Annotated in this window: 20 protein-coding genes; 8 read left to right on the top strand and 12 right to left on the bottom strand. The window is 54.3% G+C overall.

From position 1 onward, the window contains the following. Positions 1-14 precede the first annotated feature (14 nt). Together J5X93_RS26820 and J5X93_RS26815 are read right to left on the bottom strand one after the other, a co-directional pair. Complete coding sequence (locus J5X93_RS26820; protein ID WP_023662221.1) at positions 15-476, bottom strand: hypothetical protein; 462 nt, start codon at positions 474-476, stop codon at positions 15-17. A 112-nt stretch (positions 477-588) separates the two neighbouring features. Continuing rightward, on the bottom strand, positions 589-1,614 hold the full coding sequence (locus tag J5X93_RS26815; RefSeq protein ID WP_023662220.1) for a DNA-binding protein: 1,026 nt from the start codon (positions 1,612-1,614) through the stop codon (positions 589-591). Between the two features lie 971 nt (positions 1,615-2,585). Here J5X93_RS26815 and J5X93_RS26810 point away from each other — a divergent pair. From J5X93_RS26810 to J5X93_RS26795, 4 genes are all read left to right on the top strand, one after another. Further along, positions 2,586-3,248: a hypothetical protein gene (locus J5X93_RS26810; RefSeq protein WP_250035004.1), complete on the top strand. Its 663-nt coding sequence runs from the start codon at positions 2,586-2,588 to the stop codon at positions 3,246-3,248. Continuing rightward, positions 3,245-4,396 (top strand): tyrosine-type recombinase/integrase, encoded by a 1,152-nt coding sequence (locus J5X93_RS26805; RefSeq protein WP_004574781.1) that lies wholly within the window; start codon positions 3,245-3,247, stop codon positions 4,394-4,396. The genes J5X93_RS26810 and J5X93_RS26805 overlap by 4 nt, the downstream gene beginning before the upstream one ends. Positions 4,397-4,832: 436 nt before the next feature. Continuing rightward, a complete protein-coding gene (locus J5X93_RS26800; protein WP_004574780.1) occupies positions 4,833-5,954 on the top strand; it encodes a ParA family protein in 1,122 nt (373 codons plus the stop codon). 110 nt (positions 5,955-6,064) lie between these two features. Continuing rightward, on the top strand, positions 6,065-6,988 hold the full coding sequence (locus J5X93_RS26795; RefSeq protein ID WP_177328664.1) for a ParB/RepB/Spo0J family partition protein: 924 nt from the start codon (positions 6,065-6,067) through the stop codon (positions 6,986-6,988). Between the two features lie 377 nt (positions 6,989-7,365). Here the strand turns inward: J5X93_RS26795 and istB are convergent, their stop codons facing one another. Beyond that, positions 7,366-8,121, bottom strand: a complete 756-nt coding sequence (gene istB, locus J5X93_RS26790) for an IS21-like element helper ATPase IstB (protein ID WP_250034212.1) — start codon at positions 8,119-8,121, stop codon at positions 7,366-7,368. Positions 8,122-8,138: 17 nt separating this feature from the next. Next, complete coding sequence (gene istA / locus J5X93_RS26785) at positions 8,139-9,653, bottom strand: IS21 family transposase (protein WP_218816148.1); 1,515 nt, start codon at positions 9,651-9,653, stop codon at positions 8,139-8,141. Between the two features lie 2,282 nt (positions 9,654-11,935). Here istA and J5X93_RS26780 point away from each other — a divergent pair. Next, positions 11,936-12,403, top strand: coding sequence for a hypothetical protein (locus J5X93_RS26780; RefSeq protein ID WP_250035006.1), 468 nt, complete (start codon positions 11,936-11,938; stop codon positions 12,401-12,403). Between the two features lie 1,759 nt (positions 12,404-14,162). Beyond that, on the top strand, positions 14,163-15,446 hold the full coding sequence (locus J5X93_RS26775; RefSeq protein ID WP_039614024.1) for a RepB family plasmid replication initiator protein: 1,284 nt from the start codon (positions 14,163-14,165) through the stop codon (positions 15,444-15,446). Between the two features lie 7 nt (positions 15,447-15,453). Here the strand turns inward: J5X93_RS26775 and J5X93_RS26770 are convergent, their stop codons facing one another. The 3 genes from J5X93_RS26770 to J5X93_RS26760 form a co-directional block, all read right to left on the bottom strand. Then, positions 15,454-16,383 (bottom strand): hypothetical protein, encoded by a 930-nt coding sequence (locus J5X93_RS26770; protein ID WP_250035008.1) that lies wholly within the window; start codon positions 16,381-16,383, stop codon positions 15,454-15,456. Between the two features lie 111 nt (positions 16,384-16,494). After that, complete coding sequence (locus J5X93_RS26765; protein ID WP_250035010.1) at positions 16,495-17,151, bottom strand: helix-turn-helix domain-containing protein; 657 nt, start codon at positions 17,149-17,151, stop codon at positions 16,495-16,497. A gap of 16 nt (positions 17,152-17,167) precedes the next feature. Next, a complete protein-coding gene (locus J5X93_RS26760; RefSeq protein WP_250035015.1) occupies positions 17,168-17,983 on the bottom strand; it encodes an HDOD domain-containing protein in 816 nt (271 codons plus the stop codon). 306 nt (positions 17,984-18,289) lie between these two features. On the opposite strand from J5X93_RS26760, the gene J5X93_RS26755 reads away from it, so the two are divergent. Beyond that, positions 18,290-18,907 (top strand): hypothetical protein, encoded by a 618-nt coding sequence (locus tag J5X93_RS26755; RefSeq protein ID WP_023662212.1) that lies wholly within the window; start codon positions 18,290-18,292, stop codon positions 18,905-18,907. A 39-nt stretch (positions 18,908-18,946) separates the two neighbouring features. Here the strand turns inward: J5X93_RS26755 and J5X93_RS26750 are convergent, their stop codons facing one another. Further along, complete coding sequence (locus tag J5X93_RS26750; RefSeq protein ID WP_023662211.1) at positions 18,947-19,270, bottom strand: hypothetical protein; 324 nt, start codon at positions 19,268-19,270, stop codon at positions 18,947-18,949. A 109-nt stretch (positions 19,271-19,379) separates the two neighbouring features. Here J5X93_RS26750 and J5X93_RS26745 point away from each other — a divergent pair, with 109 nt between their 5' ends. Further along, a complete protein-coding gene (locus tag J5X93_RS26745; RefSeq protein WP_004577632.1) occupies positions 19,380-19,748 on the top strand; it encodes a histone-like nucleoid-structuring protein, MvaT/MvaU family in 369 nt (122 codons plus the stop codon). A gap of 85 nt (positions 19,749-19,833) precedes the next feature. Here the strand turns inward: J5X93_RS26745 and J5X93_RS26740 are convergent, their stop codons facing one another. The 4 genes from J5X93_RS26740 to J5X93_RS26725 all read right to left on the bottom strand — a co-directional run bounded on the left by J5X93_RS26740 (position 19,834) and on the right by J5X93_RS26725 (position 22,541). Next, entirely contained in the window at positions 19,834-20,994 is a 1,161-nt protein-coding gene (locus tag J5X93_RS26740; protein WP_039614029.1) for a hypothetical protein, read from the bottom strand. Between the two features lie 24 nt (positions 20,995-21,018). Next, positions 21,019-21,303 carry a hypothetical protein gene (locus J5X93_RS26735; protein ID WP_004577630.1) on the bottom strand — a complete coding sequence of 95 codons (285 nt, stop codon included), beginning with the start codon at positions 21,301-21,303 and terminating at the stop codon, positions 21,019-21,021. A gap of 162 nt (positions 21,304-21,465) precedes the next feature. Next, a complete protein-coding gene (locus J5X93_RS26730) occupies positions 21,466-21,615 on the bottom strand; it encodes a hypothetical protein (protein WP_154670349.1) in 150 nt (49 codons plus the stop codon). A 380-nt stretch (positions 21,616-21,995) separates the two neighbouring features. Then, positions 21,996-22,541: a hypothetical protein gene (locus J5X93_RS26725; protein WP_063977446.1), complete on the bottom strand. Its 546-nt coding sequence runs from the start codon at positions 22,539-22,541 to the stop codon at positions 21,996-21,998. Positions 22,542-22,801: the final 260 nt, after the last annotated feature.

Here is a 22,801-nt window from a genome sequence, read left to right as displayed (position 1 = left end):
CCAGGGAGGCATGATCAATTGTGCATGTCAGCGAGCTGCTTTTCGGTCACTCGGCTCAGCAGCCTGAAATAATCTGCTCGCGAATCTTGGTCAAACACCTTGGTTTGGACTGAAAGCATCACCGCAAGAGCGTCCTCCTTCGTTTTGCCAGCAGTGAACGGCAGTGGTGCTGGCGCAAAGTGAACGCTCCCGTTGCTAACCGCTACGGCTGCATCCAGCACGCTCTTCACCTCCATGTAGCGCGGGTACCGTTTTGCGGTCAGGAACAATCCATCGTAAATATCATAATTGCCTTGAAGGGTCTGAACCAAGGCCGCCATCAATGGCCAGTTCGTGTCTGGACCATCATCATCTGACCCACCGACGGTAGTACTTGCGAAAAAGATGACTGTTTGGAAGTTGTTTTGGGCGAACACATCCAGAAGTGCTTTCAGGTTGGTGTCGGTGTCCGATGAAGTCTTGCGGTTAATTTCCATGTAATTTCCTCATTTATGTTGGTGCACCAAATGATGCATCACAAAGATACCACCATCCATCAGAAACATTCAATAAGCACTTGACAAATTGACAAAATGTCAATAAGGCAAACTATTCGTCTGCTGCTAGCGATCCCGCCTTGGCATCCCTCAAGCCTTCCAGCAGGGCAGTCTGCAGGGTGGTGTTCAACTCTCTTAGCTCCTTGTTCTGGGCCTCTAGGGCGCGCAGACCCTGCTGGGTAGCCTCTAACCGACCACGCATCTCAGCCGCTTCGTCAGTGGCTTTCGATCGCTGAATCCTTAACTGGTCAATCAGCGTCAACGATTGCTGCAGCTCCTTGCTGACCCTCTCTGTTTTGGCTCTCTCATCGTCCCGAACCCTTGCGGTCTCCATCATCAAGTGGTTCTCGGTCTTCTCAAGGTGCTGCTCTGCGGCAACCCGGGCGGTCTCGGCCTTAGCTTGGGCAGTCTCTGTCGCCGTGTTGGCTGCCTTGAGCTGCTCCTGAAGGCGCTCAAGCTCTCCACGATGCATCTCCTGGGCGCGCTCGATTGCACCGTGGTGCACTTCCTGAAGGCGCTTGATTTCCTCGTTATGCGACTGGCTTGAGGAAACGAGCTTTGCATTGAGCTCTGCGAGCTCTGCTTGGAGCTGTCGAACATCAGCGCTCACCTGATCCAATTGGTCAGTCAGCCGCTCCTTGTCCGCCATGAGTCCGGCCAGCTCTCGGCGCTGGGCCTCAAGGCTCGCTGAAGCAGTCCGTTCATTTTCCTGCGCCACCCTTGCCGCAACTACGGCAGCTGCGGCCTCCGCCTCAAGGGCTTTACGCTCAACCGCATGGGAGTCAGTTGCCGCTCTCAGAGCCACATCCCAGATCTCATCGAGCTTCTCGCACACCGCGTCAGGAACACCAGGTCTTCGCAGCCTGGCACTCAGGACAGGGCCTATCTCGCTCCAGAATTTCTTGATCTCCTCGTACACCAGGTTGGGCGAGGCCTTTATGTCGTGGTTGGCGTAAATGCACTCACGAATATCCGCCTGGCGCACTTCGCGCCCCGCATCAAGTAGCTCCCTCGCGTAGAGATGCACAAGATCCCGCGTACTTAGCCTTTTGTCAGATGAAATTCCGGTGCTGGTCATTAGCCGTAACCTGATAGGTAGATAGGTAAAAGTCAGAAGGCTGTGCGTCGACAAGCTCGGCGAGAGGCTGGCTTGCAACAAGGTCGCGCCCATCAGACGGGGCGGTGCGGCCCTGGACGGAGCTTACACCCACGCCCCGAAAACTACAAAAATGTATTGTGTATCATACGATACATATCCATGAAGCCATAAATTCGTGAATATCTCCGATTATCACGAATTTTTCAGATGGCAAAAAAACGCCCCTCTAAAAGCCCATCGCTATCAGTAGCTGGCTTTACAGAGAGGCGTTTTTGATTTCTCGCTAAACCCTTATGGACAAGGGGTTCTGGAAATTTTGCTTGCGCTGGAGATCAAGTGTCTACGTCAGCTAAAAATGCGAAACCACAGTCATATATGCGAAAAATGCACAACCACAGTTAAACATGCGAAAGCAAAGCGGCACGGCATCCGCGGAGCACCATCGTCGAATCGATCCATGCTCATCCTCCAAAGCTTAGCACGGAGCGACCGCTGCCCGGCCAAGGTCCGACCAGTTGCAGAAAACCTTCAGAAGCCCTCTATGTCGAGCAGACGGACGCCGGCGGCAATCCACACGATCCGAGGCATGACAGCCAACGACCGGAAGTAATTCGTGGACTTGGAGGAAAAACGCCATGGTCTGGGAATTAGTTCCGCAAGCATCCTAAGAATTACTTCCGAGGACATAGCAAAAGCACAGCTTCACCTTGCTCATGAGCCGCAGCGCCTTCCAGGGTTTGTTTGAACCGCCCTCGAATGCCGCTCCTACGTCGATTCTGATCAACTCGCAGGGGCTAAGGTCGTCAGATTTCACACAGGAGCGCGTGAGGATCCGGTTATTTGGGCTCATTTCAGGGCTTACCGGACATAGTCGACCTAGCTCATCCAGCCACTTGATTTCACCATGAAAGGCCCTAAAATCAGGGCTTTCACCACAAAAGACTTGCGCTGTGGATCAAGCCAAAAATGCAAAGATTTCTCGTGGGCTGCTGCTCTTGCGCCCGGGGAAACTGTCCCGAGATGACTTCAAGCAACTGATCGTTCAGAAGGGATGGCGCATGGCAGATGTGGCTTGCCGATGGTCAATTCGCCCTGAGCACATGAGCCGCATCGCAGCAGACGACGACCGGGACTGTAAATGGGACGATCTGGCGCGAGCTCTACCTACACTGAGCCCTAACGAACAGGCCGCCGTTAAGGCAGCTCGACTAGTGCTGGCGCCACCAACAAAACGGCCGCGCAAGACAACTGCAGTCCATGAAGCATCGACTGAAATGCCTCAAGCGATAGCGCCCCCTGCTGCGACACCCAAGCCTTTCAATTGGGATCATGATGATGATGACGACGATTTCGCCGGTGCCTATACCGACGGCTATCGTTGGAGACGGTACCTAACCCGCGGCGCCGAGCTTGTCGTCGACAGGGAGATCGACAACTTTGCAGCGTATGGGGCCATCCTGGTGGTGATCGCCACACGGGAAGGCGTCGATTCGGCTGGAGGTGCACAGGAAGAGTACCAGTGCGAAGCACCATCAGGGGCGCAGCGCTGGTTCGAGCCCGATGAGATTGACGACTGCCTTGTCTACAACGGCAAAACGCGAGACATACGATGAGCACGAACTCTCCAGCCGTACACGGAATTCCTTACCTCCAGGCCAAGTCAGAAGTTGCTCTGCTCGATCGCGAGTCAGCTGACGACTTTGATCAGGTCGATGTAATCCAAGCGGATAGCGACATCGAAGCAGCCTGGATGTGGCTCCATGCCAAAGGAAAAAATCCGAAGACCAGGCGCGTTATGCAAAAGGAAGTGGAGAGGTTCATTCTCTGGGCAATGCACACCCTGGGTAAGCAGCTCTCACAGATCACGGTGATGGACATCAACCAGTACATCGACTTTATGGATAACCCCCAGCCGACTGAGGTTTGGGTATCACCTACAAAGCACAAGCGCTCGAACCCAGACTGGAGACCATTTGCAGGACCTCTTAGTAAAGCATCCCAGCAGTATGCCTTGATCCAGATTGGCAGCATGTACAAATGGATGATCAAGGGTGGACGCCTGAAAGCGAACCCCGTATCGCTCGTGGCAAAGCCACAGGTCGAAGTGGACTTAACAATCAAGCGACTGCTGCCCGAGGCTGCCATCGCCTTGGCATTCGAGGCTATTGCAGCGACCAAAAGCCCACGCAAACGGGCCCGTGACCATTTCATGCTGAGCCTGTTTTACATGACCGGTGTGCGGACGTTCGAAGCGACTGGGGCAACCATGGGCAAGATCAGGCGCTCTGCTAGCGGGGTTCTGTGGTTGGAGGTCCTGGGCAAGCGGAACAAAATTCGAGATGTACCGATATCCGATGATCTCTATGAGGACCTACTGCAGTATCGCGAAGCGTTCGGTTTGCCACGTGAGGTTCCAGTTAAGGACACAACCCCCCTCCTCCTAGCCTCGAACTCAAAGCTCAAACGCGCCCATAACGACACCATCCTGAAATCGATCAAAGACATCATGCATCGCGCTGCAGCCCTCGCTGTTGAGCGCAGCCTATTTGATTTAGCCGACCGGCTTGAAGAGGCCTCAACACACTGGCTCCGCCACTCGTGCTTTAGCCACCTGGCTAAAGCTACCGGCGACCTGGTGATGATCAAGGCGCTGGCTGGTCACAGCAAAATCGAAACAACCAGCCGATATCTGCACACTGAAGACGACGCTTTGCATGCAGGGGTCGTCCAAACACTAAGCACACCGCGACTACACCGGTAGTGTTGCCGCAGGCCAAAGGCCGCCGGCATCGAGGTCGAGCGGCTGGCCGCTGCCGCAGAATGAGGTCGCGCCAAGCGCTGCACAGGTCTGCTGAGCCCTGAGCTCCGACACACCTATGAGCTCCGTGACCTACTTCACCTCGCTCGATGCCTGGCCAACCGCGGGGCTCGCTCTAGGCCCCCTGCCTAGTTGTCCTTTGTTTTGTGCCTCTCCCTTACCTAATCCTGAACGCCCTACCCTCGACATTTCATGCCGCAAAACGGTCTAACTATCAATTCAGTCATGCGGTTGACAGCTGGTTCTTCGAGATCTGACCTAATGACAAACTTCGGTTTATGGCCTATCTCTATCTGGTAGAAACGCATTTATGCTTGTCTGACCGTATGGATTCGTATGAGAATGCGGTCATCCTACCTACTTGGCACTGGTAAATCACATGACTGCAGCTGCTACTCCCCTCGATCAGTACACTTTCACTGATTTCACTCAGTTAACCTTCACCCCACAATTTGTGGCTGAACGCTTGATGATAAGCACTCAGACCCTCAAGGCCATAGAGAAGGAAAACGACCTCAACATCGCTCGTGTAGCTCGTGGATCCGTTGAGGTTCGTAGCTACACGCTCGCTGACATGTTTTTGATCGCCTCGATTCGTCGCGGGAATGGAAACACTAAAGGCTTTTCCCGCCCCATCACCTGCTCTACGTACGTACAGAAGGGTGGCACCGCAAAAACCACCACGACCTGCAATATCGGCATCGAGTTCGCTTTGGCGGGATTCAAAACCCTGATCATCGACAACGATCCTCAAGCCGATGTGTCCAGCATGCTGGGCTATGATCCTGACCAAACAACCGAAGAGCTTGTAGAGCTTGGCCTCCCTGCTGATAGAGCTGTTGAGGGCCATCTCGGCAACTTGATCCGCCTCGGTAACTTCACTGAGATGACGCTAGACCAGGTAATCAAGAAACCTTTCGGCGAGCATGGCCCTCACCTCATCCCAGCGTTTGATTCTCTGGACGACATGGACGTTGTGCTACGGAATGCCCAGGGCGCCGACTTCCGGTATTCGCTTTTCATCGAGCGAGCCCGCAAAGGCCTTCTGCCGCACTGCGACCTGTCGAGCTATGATGTGATCATCATGGATAACGCACCCTCTGGAACTATGCTTTCCCGTAACAGCCTTGCCGCTGCTGATTTCCTGCTGTGCCCTATCCGTATGGACAAATTCTCCTTCCGTGCACTTTCCCGTCTGGCGCACAAGATCAATGAAATGAGCTCCGATTTCGGCCGGGCCCCAGAGATCGTTGCAATTCCCACCATGTACATGCGCAACCGCCCACGTCTACAAGCTAACCTCGCTCGCTTGTCCAGCTTGTTCCCCGGCAAGGTCACAGAACAACAGTTGTTCCACTCCGAGGACTACTCGAAAAGCTTGGAAGACGGTGTTCCTCTCTCCCTCTGGAAGCAAGGTAGCGAAAACTCTCTGGGGGCGTTCCGAAGCGTATTTGAGGAAATGGTTGGAAGAATCAAAACGGTTTTGGAGAAGGGTAAATGAGGAGCTCTAGCCCAATTGGCAAACCAACCGTAATCCCGACAGCTGAGGGTACGAGCAGCATTCAAGGTGTTCACGTACCTAAAGTGATTCCGGAGGCCAACCTCCGGCCGATGAGTGATGTGCTGAGTGAGTTGCACCTTGATGAGGACACAAGCAGCTCAAAAGAGCCGCTTGATCGTGCACCTGTTGCTCAGGCGGATCACGTTCATGAGCCGGGCCTTGATGACATAATCTTGAGCGGGGAGCGCTTGCCAGGCGAGGCGACGTTCTTGCCTTTGACGCTCATACGCCGAGGCACGTATCAGCCACGCCGCAAGTTCGACCCTGAGAAGCTGGGTCTTCTCGCAAACACGATTGAAGATAAAGGCCTCAACAACGCGATTATCGTTCGCCCTCTAGCGGACGGTACTTTCGAGCTGATTGCCGGTGAGCGCCGGTTCCTAGCCCATGAGCTGCTCCGCAAAGACCACATCTACGCGCTCATCCGTAATCTGTCGGATGCTGAAGCGGCTATCTTGTCGGTTACGGACAACGACGCCCGGGAAGACCTTACTGATTTCGAGCGAGGTGCGAGTTACAAGAAGCTTCTCGATGACAAGGTTGTGCAATCCCAGGCGGAGCTTTCCCGCCGTGTCGGCCGTAGCATGGCCACGATCAGCCGCTGCCTTGCTTATTTCAAGCTGCCTGTGGGTGTCATTTCACTGCTGGAAGAAGATCCTGACCTGATTGGTAATAGGGTTGTCTCGGAGATGGTTGCTCTAGCTGACAAGGGACATACTGAAACCGTACTGGCAGCCGCCAACCGAATTAAAGAAGGTGCGTCCCAGGACAGCGCAATCAACTGGGCCAAGGGCGAGGTCCGGCGCAAGACTTCTCCTCAAGCACCAATCCCTCCACGGCAGATCGACTATAAAGAGCGCACCCAATTGGACGCTCGTATTGATGGGCGCAAGTTGATCCTCACCCCTCCCAAAGGCATTGATCCAGCGGAGGTCCTCGCCTACATCGAGGAGATGCTCAAAGCTCGTAGCTAATTCGCTGCCACTCCGCCGCCGGGTCCTCCGGCGGCGTGGCGTCTACGCCCTCCCCCGGTTAATCCTCTGATATTTCTGGCTTTTCACGATTTCACTGTGAAAATCTCATCCTGCGTTTTCTCCTTTTAGCTCCTATTTTTCACAGTGAAATTCCAGGTTCCGTTGCCCAGTTTTCACTGTGAAAATCAGCTCGCTCGCATCTTTTCACAGTGAAAATTTCACTCATCATCGGGGGTGTCCCGACCAGGCTGCGGATTCCACGCCATCCGGCCACCCAGTCCACTCTCATCTGGCCAGGCATTCCACGGCCATCTGGCCACCTGTTCCACGGCCATCCGGCCGGGCAGTCGGAGCGCAGCGACGCAGGGGTTGCATTGTTAGTCTGAGGCGCTCGGTGTCGTCAATTTCTTCGTCTGTTTGCGCATCGATTCCCCCTTCAGATTGATCCGATAAGCGTTGTGCACCAGGCGGTCGAGGATGGCATCGGCCAGGGTCGGATCGCCGATCAGTTCGTGCCAGTTGTCCACCGGCATCTGGCTGGTGACCAGGGTCGAGCGCTGGCCGTAGCGATCATCCAGTAGCTCCAGCATGTCGCGACGCTGTTCGGCGGTGAACGGGGCCAGACCCCAGTCATCGAGGATCAGCAGGTCGGTCTTGGCGTAGCTGCTCATCAGCTTGGCGAAGCGCCCGTCGCCGTGAGCCAGGCCCAACTCCTCCAGTAGGCGCGGCAAGCGCAGGTAACGCACGCTGTAGCCCTCTCGGCAGGCCTGGTGGGCCAGGGCGCAGGCCAGCCAGGTTTTGCCCACGCCGGTGGGGCCGCCGATAATCAGGTTGAGGCCGTCGCGTAGCCACTGGCCGCCGCTCAGTTGCAGGATCAGCGCCTTATCCAGCCCGCGCGGGCTGCGGTAGTCGATGTCTTCGAGGCAGGCGTTGTGCTTGAGCCGGGCCTGGCGCAGGCGGCTGCTCAGGCGCTTGTCGTCGCGTTCAGTCAGCTCGCGGTCGACCAGCAGGCCGAGGCGTTCCTCGAAGCTCAGGCTGTCGATGTCCGGGGTTTTCAGTTGTTCGTTCAGCGCCTTGAGCATGCCGTGCAGGCGCAGGGTTTGCAGCTTGTCCAGGGTCGGATGGGGCAGCATGGTGAGTTTCCTTGGGTTCAGTGGTAGTAGCCGGGGCCGCGCAGGTTGGCGTGGTCGTCCGGCAGCAGGGGCAGGTTGGCTTGAGCCAACGGCAGGCTTTCCAAACCCTGGCGCAGGATCGATTCGAGGCTCTTGTAGCTGCACGCACCGAGGCTGAGGGCGCGACGGCAGGCCAGCTCCAGACGCACTTCGCCATGGGTCTTGCCCAGGCGCAGGATGCCCAGGCAGGCCCGGTAGCCGTGAGTCGGGTGGATGCGCCGTTCGAGGATGTGGCCGATCACGCCGGCGGTGTTCGGTCCGGTCTGCTCGGCCCAGCGGATCAGCCGTTGCGGCGTCCACTCGGCGTGCTCGCGATGGCTCTTGGGCATGTGCTCGGCCTGTGTGCTGTGCCGGCCCTTGTGCGCTGAGCGCAGGTGGCTGGCCACCCGCTGATTGGCGTGGAAGCACTCCACCGTGCGCGCTGTCAGGCGTACTTCCAGTTGTTTCTTCACCAGTTGGTACGGCACCGAGTAGTAGTGCCCATCGACCTCGACGTGGTAGTCGATGTGCACCCGCGCCTTCTTCCACTCGGCATGGACGTAGGGCTGCTCCGGCAGTGGGCGCAGCGCTGGACGATCCAGGGCTTCGAAGGCCGAGTGCCGGGAGCCCGGCAGCTTGCGAAACGGTCGTCGGTTGAGCCGCTCCAGCAACCCGGCGATAGCGCTGTTGAGTTCATCCAGGGAGAAGAACTGGCGGTTCCTCAGCGCGGCGAGGATCCAGCGCTCGACCACCTGCACGCCGACTTCGGCCTTGGCCTTGTCGCGCGGTTTGCGTGCCCGCGCCGGCACCACCGCCACGCCATAGTGCTCGGCCAGATCGCGGTAGCTGGGGTTGATGTCCGGCTCGTAGCGATGGCTCTTACTCACCGCGCTTCGCAGGTTGTCCGGCACCACGATCTCCGGCACGCCGCCGAGGAAGGCGAAGCAGCGGGCATGGGAGCCCAGCCAGTCAGGTAACTGCTGCGACCAGGTGGCTTCGGCGAAGGTGTAGCTGGATGCGCCGAGCACCGCGACGAACACCTGCGCCTGGCGGATCTCGCCGCTGTGGCGGTCGATCACCGGCACCGTCTGCCCGGCGTAGTCGACGAACAACTTCTCGCCGACGCGATGCTCCTGACGCATCACCACGTCCAGCCTGCCCTGCCAGGCCCGGTAGTGCTCGCAGAACCAGCTGTACTGAAAGCCTTTCGGCTGGCTGAGGCGATACTCCTGCCAGAGCAGCGCCAAGGTCACGCCGGGGCGACGCAGCTCGGCGTGCACCCAAGACCAATCAGGCAGTGGCCGCTGCTCACTGGGCACCGCCGGCGATGGCGGGAACAGCTGCTGCTCCAACTCCGCATCGGACAACGAACAGGGCCAACTGAGGCCGCTGGCGGCAAAGCGACAGAGGTAATCGCCGACGGTGACACGACCGACCTGCACACTGACTGCAATCTGGCGAGCCGATAGCCCGACCTCGAACTTGAGACGAAGTACTTCGCGAATCTTACGCATGGATAAACGCTCCACGACGACCTCTCTGCTTCGAAAAAGAGGTCGATGGTAGTGAAGAAATCCTGCGTTACTGCCTGCCCGGTTGAGTGGCCGGATGGCCGTGGAATCAGTGGTCGGATACGCGTGGAATGGGTGGCCGGATCACCATGGAATCGGTGGTCAGATGCTCATGGAATGGGTGGCCAGATGACCGTGGAATCCGCAACCAGGCGTCTGACTTAACAGTCGGCATTAGCCTGGTGATCAGATCTTGCTGCTCAAACCAACACGCACAACGCACCATTCACTGCATACTGCACAGTGATAACTGCACAGTGATAACTGCACACTGCACAGTTACCACTGTGCACATCGTCCTACCTGCTTGGGCAGCAACGAAGATGCCCGCGTGGAGACCGTTTCACTGTGAAAAGGTCCATCGAGCTTGCCCCTCGCCCAGGCCGACTCCTCGCCTCCAGCCACTGCGCGCCGACTGGGGGAATTTGTAGCTCTCATACACGCTTCCCAATGAGACTGGAGCCCCGTCCTGACTGCCGGCTACAGGCTGCGCTCCAGAACTGAGCTCTAAGATCAACGAGAGCGATATCACTGGCATCTCCCACAGGCTGATGTCGGTGTCGATCAGATCCGCTCACCCTTTCACAGTGAAAAGCACCTCAACATGGGCCGGTGAACGAACCAGCTGCTCAGACTGGTCTGGGCAGTCCTACACTCGGCCTGCCTGTCTTTTCACTGTGAATGACCACGCATCAACTGCAAGCACTCAACCCCATGGCGAGGGTTTTAATCACCACCCTTTCACAGTGAAATCATGAGCTTTCCTGGACGTCATCTGCGCCTCGAACGATCCACATATAGTGGCAAGCATTGGGGATGACGAGGATAGGCCCCCCACGCTCTCAAATAGGCTTAAGCCGCCCTTTCACAGTGAAAGGGAATACCCAAACGTCGACTCAATGGGACCTGATGCAGTCCAAAAGCTGCAGCCTTTCACTGGGTACAACCAGGTTCTTGGTCGTGAGGCGAGCCGGTTAACACGGGCAGGCTGATACGCATCCCGCTGGGCTTTTCACTGTGAAAAGATCTCTCCCTGATCTTGAGCAACTGGCCAAGGGCGCAAGCACGCGACCTGCCTGATTTTTTCACTGTGAAAATCGCGCCTCATTTTCCGATCCAGGCTGTGTGCCTCAAACCATCTACCGGCCATGGGATGCAGTTGCACCTTAAGAGCTGTCTTGCCGGAGGGGGCCTTGCATTTCACAGTGAAAAGGAACAGTCCCGAGCTGCTGGGCTGATGCTACCCAGCGCCTTAGCCCTTGTTTGGGTAACGCTTGTACGGTCGCTCCGCCTCTACCTGATGCACACCGGCAGGTCGACCCTCATCATGGATAGCTTTTCACAGTGAAAAGGCATCCCCGGCTTAGAGCCACTGGCCGAGAGCAGCTCGAACGAGATATGCCAGGTTTTCACTGTAGAAACCTGGTCACCAGATTCTAAGTTCCAAGCACCACGACTCTCAGCTTTTGCTGTTAACGCATGTACCTACTTTCCAGTAGATGACTCCACTTGAGTGGCTCCAACCATTTCACCGTGAAAAGGTAGACCTGCGCTGCCCCAAGGGGGAACAGCTTGATGCTTCCCAAGCGACTCAATCATTCGGAGCATCAACGAAGCGTCGCCTGACCAGACCTGATTTACACGAGCAGGCCGATCAACATCTCGCGGGCTTTTCACAGTGAAAAGGTTTCCCAGGTACAGAGCCACATGCCAAGGCTTGAAACACGAGAAGGTTGAGACTTTTCACTGTGAAAACTAGGGCACCTCGATCGCTGTTCCAGGACGTGTGTCTCTGCCTGGTTGGTCCCTGGCATTTCACAGTGAAAAGGGATGTCTCATGCCAGGCCATAGATCCTGGTTTGATGCTGCCCAAGCGACTCAACCTTTAGCGGCAAAACCCAACGGTCAGCTCTGGTTGTGGAAAGCCGACAGGCATCATCCGGGCTGACTAGGGAGCGAGCACGGCTGACTCGATTAGCGGATATAGGCCAGTACCCATTCCCACGGTTTGTGCTAGCAGGTCCTAGGTAGGTCCTGTACCACCACAATGGAGTACCGTCCTATCCTTCGCGTGCTTTAGGTTCACGGAGCCAAACCACAACCTGCTATCATTCGATTCATATAGCGTACGTTTACGTGTTACATAGCGGATACACAACCATGTGCTGCATATCAGCAGTACAACCTATGGCGTAAACGCCCCCAAATCAGATCTGGAGAAACGCATGTCTATTGCACTGGTATTGAGTGAAGGCTCTGGAACCATCTTTGAAAACAAGAACCGCACGTCTGACGCAGCACCTGTGATGGTCGGCTACATGGAGTTCCCGCTGAACAAGGAGCGCAACCAGAAGCTCAAGCTTGAGGTAGCCGTCTGGGTCAAGCAGAAGCAGGGTACGAACGATAAGTTCTATTCGCTGTCGGTGGGTGGCATCAACGCGAGCCTCTTCAAGGAGGCCGACAAGAAGGAAAAGGGTCCCGACTACGCGGGGAGCTTCGGCTTCAACCACGAAATGCGGATCGCGGGATGGCGTAAGGAAGGCGTTGACGGTGGAGCACCATTCATCAGCCTCTCGGTTTCACCCAAAGTAAAGCCAGCTAGCCAGCAAATGCCATCAGCTGATGCTGCAACGCCAAACAGCCAAACGCCGAATGGTGCAGTGGATACAGGTGATCCAAAGTTCGCATTCTGATAAACCCCACGACCCCGCCTTAGCGGGGTTTTTTTTTGCCTGTCGAATTGGCCAGGCACCACCCACGCTGGCGTAAGGGCTCTAACAACAGCATGGTAGGCAGCTACTGCAGTATGCGAAGTGACTGAGAGGCAGAGTGCTGTAGGAGGGCGGCTAACATGAGCGCCGGAGCGGTTGTCTAGCACCAGTCGGCCCCTTCGCAGCAAACTCGCTACACACATCAAGCCAGAGAGCCGCTGCAGAGCAGGTCACAGGCCATGACTGACCCGATTCCGTTGCCAGTTGATCTACCGCTGAACGCACCACAACCTCGTTACCACTAACCGCAGCGATTTCGCCGGCAGAGATGATGGGATCTACGGTTAACGAGCAACGTGACCACCCAAGCCTGCCCCCTTGTTCGGTTTGCTCTGGTCGACTCGATCGCCCATCGCGGGTTAAGCCCCTGCCACATCCATCCGGCACCAGGGCTCCAGCACGCCCGCTCAACGGCAGATTGTTGACCTGCCATCGCTGTGCTCATTGGTTTTCACGTGAAAACCTGGCGCCGTCAAATTGTGCCATTGCTAGATGAACGCCCCTCTCAACGGCCCGTCCCCCTGGATCCGCCGGCCGATATACCAGCTAAAGCAGCGAATTGTGCCATTGCTAGAGGATCGAGAGCGCCTAGATTGCCAAATGTGCCACGCCTAGAGCCTAAAGCAGGATCCGCCCACCAAATGTGCCATCGTTAGATGATGGTCCTGGAGATAGCGTCCACTCCAGATGTGCCACGCTTAGTGCAGTAGCTCATCTGGCTTATGCCACTTTTCACAGTGAAAACTATATCAACGATGCCGTTTACGAGCTCCGTTCAACTAGTACAAAGAGACGGAGGCAATGTGCGTCGAGTCTATCAGGTAAGAGAGGGGGTCCACGGGGGGGGCTTACTACCCTTGCCCCCTCAATTGTGCCATCGTCAGGGGCAGTGGAGGCTCTGTAGGTGTCTGATAAGGCTCAAGAATCGAAATGTGCCATCGTTAGAGCATTGCTAAAGCAATTGCTGAGGATTAGCGCGTTTGGGTGCCGCGAATCTTGGGGAAGAGTGCCATCGTTAGGGCTCGCACATATGCCCAGTTATGAGCCGCAGATAAGCTGGAGGCACCGTATTTATTGGGCTCCAGCAAATTGTGCCATGCCTAGGAAGCCCAATCCCTAGGGACGGCACATTTCAGGAGATCCTCTAGCAATGGCACAGGAAGGTACTAAACGTGGCACATAGCTCTAAGGATGGCACTGGCGACATCTAGCCCCGGCACATAAGCCTAGAAAGATGGCACTGTTGGCCCTGGAGATGGCACAGAAAAATGGCTGTAGCCCTTGTGGCGTAAGGGTTTGGGGGCTTCACTAACAAAGCTTTAAAAAAGCAGTGAAAACAGAAACAAGCTGTTGTAGGTTTTTTGCTTTCGCAATTTTGAGTCAAAAGCGAAGAGCAAAAAGCACTCTCTAGGCATGGCACAATTTACCACTGACGGTGGAACCGTAATTTCGTTGACCGGACGACAATTGATCGAGTAATGTGCCACCACAGTCACTGATGGCACAATTCACAATGGACTCAGAAACCCCCACACCGAGAGCTCCGCGAGCAAAGCGTACAACCGGAGCAACAACGGAAACTAGTCCAGCGAGACGCAAGAGAGCACCAAAGCTCCAGGTCGTTCGAGATGTCGAACCATCCAAAGCCGTTGAGCTGAGGAAGGCTACCGAAGCCCTGTCAATGCGAAACGTCTCCGCCACTAGTGACTTCACCTTCCTACAGCGAAAACTCTACAACACGCTCCTGCAGTTCGCCCAGCAACGGCCACGGGAGGAGATGGTTCACGAGATCCCGATTCGAGACGTCGAAGACAACATTGGACACACCACGTCCAATAGCCGCGACTACCTCAAAAAGGTGCTCGTGAGCATGTCGCAGACGCAGGTTGAGTTTGACTACAAAGGTGAGAGCCCTGGCCGAAAAAGCGAGTGGGGTATCGCAAACCTAATTGCTGAAGCCTACATCCTTGAGGATGGGCAAACCCTGCGCTTCTCGTTCCCACCAGATCTGAAACGCCGGCTGCTCGACCCAGCGATCTTCAATTTGATCGATCTGCGGATGCAGTACCACTTTTCAAGCTTTTCAGCGCTCACGCTCCACGAGATCACGTCACGCTATTTTGGTTCACCCATGGGTGAGACCTACCGTGCGCACTGGTCTGAGTGGAGCGTTGTGTTATCTGGATCAGCCACTCCGCACGCCGAGTTTCGCGATTTCAACAAGATGCTTGGTCGTGCTATCGACCAGGTCAACAGCATCGAGCGAAGATTCCGCATCACTCCGCACGTGACCAAGGCCAACCGGAAGATGGATAAACTCTGGTTCAAATTGGAGACCTTGGTTCAACCAGGCTTAGACTTGGGACCATCCCCGGAGCTGGTTAGCCAGGACGTATCCAAGCGCCTGAAAGCACTGTCCTTGAGCAAAAAGGATATCGATGAGCTCGGGATGACTCATGATGAAGAATACCTCCTAGCTCAAGCTGACTACACAGAAGCGCAAATGCGCAAGGAAGGGGCCAACGTTGCAAGTCCCGCGGCATATTTCAAGGCTGCGGTCGCCAACAACTACGCCAAGGCGCCAACCCAACAGAAGGGAGTGGAATCTGGCAAATCCCAGAAGCCATCGGCTAACGCTACTAAGCCAGCTGCGAAACCAAAGCCAGCGCCGAAAGCAGCACCAACGAATCAAATGGCAGACCTTTTGGAGCAGTGGGGAGCTGCTCAACGCGAGACTATCCGTGGCGAGTTCCAGGGGTTGTCGGATGAAGAAAAGAACGAGCTGGCAGAGAAGTATGACGCCGAGCTGAGGAAGGATGACTTCGCTTACGGGCAGTACCGAACCAAAGGATTGACCCCTATGGTGACCAATTGCTTGGTGGCAATCCTGTTCCAGGAACGCTTCCCTGAGACTCCGACCCCGGAAACGCTCCTTCAATTCTTGCTTAGTGCCGGCAAGATCTGACGCTTTGTTACGCGGGCTTAGCCATTTGCGCGGTCCGCTGCACCAGGTTCAATAGGGTATCGGCCGAAAGGTAAGGGGCATTCTTTAGCATTTGCTCAATGAGCAAGGTCACAACCCCGAAGCAGTCGCCTGGACCTATGGGTACCGATCTCGGCGGACGGCCTTTCGTGTTCACCGAGATGAACACTTTCCCTGGCTGATTCTCGATGGTGAACCATTTTTCGTTCTGCGCACCGTGGCCTTTACCATCGAATTTCGTCTGCATCTGCATGAAGGTGGCCAGCACACCAGGCAGCTCGCGGCCAGAAAGCTGAATACTGATTTTTTCGGCCCAGTTGAACGTCCGGGACGCGGTTGCTTCGGCAGCTTCGATCCGAATCGTATGCTCTCCGCTTCTGGTTGTATCAGATTGGAAGCACAAGGCCACCTTCGCCCCGTAAACATGCCGAGTGACGAAGGTCTTCTTGTCTGCAGACTCGCTCGATAGCTCAGAGGTAGCTGGTTCTTCACTACTCTGGATTTCGGCGGCCTCTATCAACACCTCTTGTTCCTCAGGGGAGGAGAACTGCTGATGTAAGCTTCTGTAGGTGTCACAGAGATACCTGCCAATATCTGAGTCAGCACACCCGCTATCCGACCACTGCTTGAGCTGCTGAGAAAATTTCGGCCCTTCGACCTTCCCGATGTTGATCAGCAAAGGCAAAGACGGTTGTGGCAGATTGGCTACGCGGATGCGCTCGACACACCCCGGGAGGATCGTGAAAAAAATCCCTTTGAGGTAGTGCAGGGCAGTGTGGTCGCCAGCTTGCGCCCTTTCGATCGCGTCACTAAGGGCATCGCCCTCTGATTGGTAAACCTCATCGAGCACATCGCTGGACGGTATTGGGATTCGCAAACTAGAGAGCTTGGCGGATGCAGACTGGGCATCAAAACGCATATAAGAAAACCCTTGGCTCAAGAAATACCGTTACTTGCCTAACGGATACTAGCAATACAGGAAATTCTTATCAATACGTGTTATATGCTCTATTGGTATGCTTGGATTGCCCTATAGTATTTCTATGTCTAAGGCTTTGTTCAGCTCATCTTCTATGTCGACTGAGCAGCCACCCAGCAAGAAATCAGATTTCTCCAGGACGCCAAGTGCCATCATGATCAGTGGGGTTCCGATATCAATATGCTTCGCCACGACCCTGATCGCTGAAAGATCACGCAGTGAGGGTTTTGGGCGCCCAGTGCGCCATGAGTTGAGCTTTTCAAAAGGGACATGAATTTTTTCGGCCGCCTCCTTTAGGTTCTCAGACCAGGTGGCTGCGATCAGTTCATCCAGGATGAAGGTTGGAGAAGAGGCGACGTCTGCCTTTGTGACGTCCTCGAAATAGGCTGCAGTCTCATGGCTCTCGCTGACTGCTTTCGTATTGAACATCGCGGACTGCTGGATAAGGCAGTAATCCGACCAGCGGAAAACGTCCGCCATCTGCAGCACTCGAAAACCAGAACAGTCAAGAAATGCAGCGATCAGGTCGATTCGTTTTCGATCCAGTTCGTCGTGGAGGGCACGCGGCTTGGCTTTTGACTCATCCCCAAAGCAACTCGCTAACGTGTCAGCGGTGAAACCACAAGCTTTGCTGGCTTCTTGGAAAGGGAGCGATAGCAGTTCAGATCTATCGATTATGGCCTGATAAAGGCGGAGCCCTGGGTTCACTACAAATCCTTCTCTCTTAACCGATCATCAGCACAGATTCAGACAAACGTTGTCGGCAGGTATCCAACAAATCATGAGTGAGACCTAAGGAATTTATGATCTCGGTGTCCATCTGATCTGCGAGTGACGATCTATCCAACCCCATAACCACGCCGTAAGCATAGGTCGAGGATACTGATAGCAATTGGCCAAGGATATCGGGTAGCGGTGATCTATTGGAATACGTTTGCAGCGCTTTTTGAATTGGGGCCGGGAATTTCCAGCGTTTCAGCAGCTCTGCACCAACCTCAGCATTGTCAAATCCTAGCTGAATCTGCTCTACGGGACGTCGGCCCGCGAAGTCGAATGGATCTACGGACTCTACTACGACACAAGCTTCTTCGGGGATTACGAGGTGAATGAGTAGTGCGCCAATGCCTTGCATCAAACCAGTCGTAAATGCGACATCTCGGTCAGCTCCGATGCTCTCGGCCAGAAAGGAAGCCATGAATGCGGTATGCAAACCCATCTTCCAGTAGGTCGGCATATCAATGCCTGGGGCGTCCGGCAGCGCCTTCAATAGGCCGGTGGTAATGATGGTGGTTCGGAAATTGTGAATGCCAATGGTCGATATGGCGTCTTCAAGACGGGAAATAGTACCGCTCCTGCCGAAATAAGCAGAGTTTGCAGTGCGTAGCACCTTCGCCGCGAGAGCCTGGTCAAGGCTCACGGCTTTCACAATGTTTGCCAGCGGTACTAAAGGGTCCCTCGACATCGCTAGCAGTTCCATTACCACCGTGGAGATCGTTGGTAAGGCTGCAGGATTCTGAAAAATTTTTGCCAGGGGTTTCATAAAAATCTCAATGAGAATATGAGTCAGCTATCCAGAGGTAGAATGTCAAATTGTAACGTCTTGATGGGGCATGGTCATTAATCATTCAAGGAGTGAGGCTCAACGCAGATGGGATCAAATGGCCACAGTGAAGTAATTACTCAACTTTTTATCTCGTACAAATACGCCTACAGTATCACTATCCCATGGTTTGGTATTTTGCGTTATGTGTTCGTGATTTCACTTTATAAACGCATGTGACACATCCCTTGAAGCAAGGCCGTTAGGCGAGAAGCCTTAACAGCACACTCTTTCAGGAGACCCCACATGATTTCGCACCCTCAACACACTCAAGCGCAAACTCGATCCCTGCTGATTTCCGGGCTGTTCCCCAACGGGGAGCTGTTCTCACATGAGGTCCATGCCGACTCATCCTACGAAGCCCAGATCAAGGTGCTTGCCCAGTGTCGCTACAGCGATTTTGGGGGAGACCTAGATGTCACCGGGCTCGCGGATGCTGCGACTGGTTCGTCTGTTCAGGACGCACTTCTGTCGGCTGGCCAGGACCTCCTCAGTGAAGTTGAAGCTGTCGAGTATGTGATCCACACCGTTCAAAATTCCCTCGACAAAGGCCGTATCTTCTCTGCTGGTTCTGCCAGCGAGTTGAGCGCCTTTGTTGAGTTCTTCGACCTCATCCTATCCGAAGCCCCTCATACGTTTGACGGTTTATGTTCAGGCGCTACGGTGGCAGATGATGAGGAAATTACCCTTGATTTCGAAGATTCCAGTTCCGCCGAGTTTGCGCTCGTACCGGCCGATGCACTGCTGGTGCTGGCGACTGCGGCACTGGAGGAAGGGAGGGCTGCTGCCGCATATCAAGTACTGACGATGGCGAGCATCACCCGTGTTGCACTGAGCAAGGCCTGCATTCGGGCCTTGGTTTAAAAAGGACCTTCTGGACACTCTCCAGAAGGTCCTTTTTTTTTACCACTGTATTTTCAGTTGGTGTAACTCGCTGATGCGCGCACACAGCTGATCCTCGATGAGAATCACCTGGCCTTTCAGTAGCACTCGAATACTCGCAAAGTGTTCACCCTGCACCCATCCCGCCCGCACAGGATCAACAAGACATTTGATACTGCCAGTCAGATCGGATGCGATGAAGATCAACCCCATTTCCCCATCAATGCATGTGGTTTCGGGTGGTTCTGCAATCAAGTAAACACCCTCAAAGCTCCGGCCAGCTAGAAGTGTTGCTATGTGGTGGTGATGGCCGCTTGCCGCATAGGTTTCAGCGTTGCAAATCATAGAAATTCCGTTGAGTCAGTAGAAAATTCGCTGTACCTAAGGTATAGTAATTTTTTATACAGATTAGTTATATTTACTTTTCTGAATCTTACATCATTGAGGGTTACAGATGAGCAAGCTGGCTGAGTTTCGCGCTGCTGAAAAAGCTCTGCAAGAGCAACTTTCTGCCTTGGAAGCGCTGAAGAATGATTCTGGTCTGCAGCGCGAAATTGAATTCGAAGAGAAGCTCAAGAGCTTGATGCAAGAGTACGATGCGAATTTGGGCAAGGTAATCGCTATTCTCGATCCGGCTTCGGTTCAGCGCAAATCGTTTACAAGCCCTGATAGCAATCGCCAGCAGCGCAAGCCACGTGAAGTCAAAGTCTACAAGAACCCACACACCGGTGAGACTATCGAGACCAAAGGTGGCAATCACCGGCAGCTGAAAGAGTGGAAAGCGCAGTGGGGCGGTGATGTCGTTGAAGGATGGAAGAACTAAGCAAGCCTAGCTCCTCAGCTGAAGACCGGCCGCAGAGGCCGGTTTTTTGGGCCATAAAAAAACCCGCATATGTGCGGGTTTATATTTAAGAGCGCTTACCTTGAAGCCGCTGCTCTACAGCTTTTCTCATACGAATTTCGTAGTCAATCCGCTGCTCATACCGAGCTAGAGCCGTTGCATCGGGCTTGGTCTCGTTGTTGCGCCACCGGTAAATCGTCATTTTGGTCACCCCAAGTGTGGTGCCCATGTCTTCGTCGTCATTGGTACCGAGGCGTTTCATCCAATCGGTCAGAATGACGCTCATGTCTCGGTCGAAACGCTTAAGGCGTTCCCTGCGGTGCGGTTCTTCTGCCAGAAGTCCCCGAGCCTTTTCCATTACTTCATCCGGCACCGACGCTGTACGACCATAAATGTAGGAGGATAGGCGAGGGAGACCGATACCCAGGGCAAAGGCATAATCTTGATTGCGCAAGCCCAGGTCAGAGCCAATCTTGACCAATTCTTGCTGATCTGCCGAAAGCTCGGCACGGCTGCCGCCGCGAGGACGCTTGGTGCTAGCGTCAGCTGGTTTGGTTTGTGACGTAGTGTCCGTCTCGTGCTCTTCGTCCGAAGGCTTAGGTTGTACAAGGCGCACCATTGGATCTTGATCCATGGCATAAATGCCGGAACTGGCCACTGTTTGTTCTCCGTTGATCACTCGTTTAAGTGCTGCGGCCATTTTGATGGTGGCAGCTTCTGTATCGATATCTCGATCGTGGTCTACTTCTACCTGGTCGGCAAGACCGACCTGCTCCAGCTCTTCACCCTTTTCCTGCATGTCCTCGATGGAGCGATGATTGATCAGTAGCTTCTGGCGGTCCCGGAGGACTTCTCGACTTACGTTATGCGCTACTGCGTAGACAACGGCATACACAGCGTCTTGATCTTCGATTTTTGCCAGCATCGAGCCAAAGAAGACCTCAAGCGTCCTTTGCATGACCTCATCAAAATCTGTGAGTTCGCACTTGTTCTGCCGAAGCTTCACCCTGCAGATTTTGCGGACGCGCTCATCGCGGTCCATCTCGTAGGCCAAGCGGTTTACAAAGGTGCGCGATCGGTCCGTGTTCGAGATGTAAGTCCCGCACAGCTTTTCGAAGGTCGAGGGAGGGCCGGAAGGCTCGGAGGAGGGGAGATGCTCGATGTCGGTGCCTAGTGCAAGCCCTGAAGCAGTTTCTTGCTCCAGGGCTTCAAACTTTTCTACTGCCATAAAGGGCTCGTTGATTTATCAATCCTACGCAGCCACGGTATCCACAGATCGATCCAGTTGAGGGAGAGCGACACTCCTGAATTGCGCCAGAGAACTGGAGACATCAAGGAGGACATTGATGCCGGCAGCCAAGATCTCAGTCTTGATCTCAGGGTAGGCACTCATCGCTTGCTCGATCCGCTCACCTACTATCCGCATCTGGTCCGCTCTGTTGAGGTCATCCACCCCAAACACTGTGCTGGGGTTCTGACCAGGCTCAACACCAAGGGCGTCCAGGCCGATCTCGATTGGGGAGTACTCGTGAATCATGAAGCATTACCTCTGGTAGCGGCCACATAGGGTCGCCTTTATTGATTATACGTACGTGACAGATAACGTCAATCAAATCCATAACGCGTATGTGGAAGATTGGCAGGTTTCAATCGTTGTACTGTGCATTACGCAGGCATGAGATTGGTGAGGCAGGAGGGGTCAGATACAGGTCAGCTGGATTGCCTGTTCGAAGCCGAACAGTGCCGCACGAACCTCTGTGACATCAGATGCAAAAGTTGACGCGATGACGACACCTGCAAGCAAAATTTCCGTCTTAGCTTCTGGGAAGTCTGTCATCGCTTTGCGCATGCACTTCGACGCGCACTTGTTGGAGCAGCTTTTATTGAATCTCGGGCAATTTGGCTTGCCATCTGTTGAAAGGCACCCGAGCGACGAAAGACCAATTTCCGTAGCTCCCTGGTATGTGTCAAAGCTGAAAGACATACAGTATCCCTATCTAGTCCGTTGATTGGCGCTGTTTGTCAAATTATAGGGACGTGATGTCGGAGGGGTCAACGAATCGGCGCCAGAAAAGTTCCGTAGTAAGCTAACTTTAATGCGTGCAAAATTTGGTATGCACGATTTTATGTCTGCAAAAATGCGGTTTAGGGATGGCGTATCGAAAGTGTAGTTTATTTTTGGAATAAAAAACCAGCACCTTAAATAAGGCGCTGGTTTATGTGGTGCAGTTAGAGAAAGACATCGCCATCAGGAACAATGAGAATGTCGTCTGAGGTGTCTACCATGCTGGTTTCACTCTCGAACAGGTCTCCGGTAGATCCAATTACAGGTATAGCCTTTACTTTGCTCGGTTGCGTGGTCCTTTTTGTCAGGATGGCACACTGAGCAACGTTAGGCTGCTTTACTGTCGGGCGCGGGCTTATGCCGTTGCTTTGGGGGAGGCACTTGAGGCTTGAGGCGTTGCTTCTTTTGGGGGGATATGGAATGTCGCTCAGGTCATAGGACTTAGGCGTATCCCGCTTGCGCTGAGGTTGCTCTGTATGTCTGTGTTCGTATGTTTTGCGAGATCTAAATTCCGAGGGGGGGGGCTGAGTCTGGAGTGCTGGCCAGTATGTAAAATCCCCTGTTTTCCACCAGGCAATTACTGGAAAACATATAAGGACTGTCAAAACAAACAGCGTTAGCTTGTTCGCCACATCTGTCATTGCCACTAAAACAATGTAAATAAAGATTGTGACAAACCAAGTGGATACATGCCTATTGATACGTTTCATTCGGTCTCCTGGGTTTACCTTATGAAAGGTGATGCTGCACATGGCTGTGCAAACAGAAGGCAAAAAAAACCCCCGTTTCCGGGGGCTGTGTGGCGTTAGAAGATGAAATCCCTCTTCAGGTCTTGAGTCGTTGGTTGAGATGCTGGCTGGCCAGAGTGTGCGGTTGGAGGAACAGTGTATGGGTTCTTCACCGCCGGTAGCGCAGGGATACTCAGGGGGGCACCCAACTGATCCCGAACAATCACACTCTCTACAGAGGG

The organism is Pseudomonas sp. BYT-1 (assembly GCF_023611805.1).
Lineage (GTDB): Bacteria > Pseudomonadota > Gammaproteobacteria > Pseudomonadales > Pseudomonadaceae > Aquipseudomonas > Aquipseudomonas guariconensis.
This window is presented reverse-complemented; position numbering and strand designations above follow the sequence as displayed.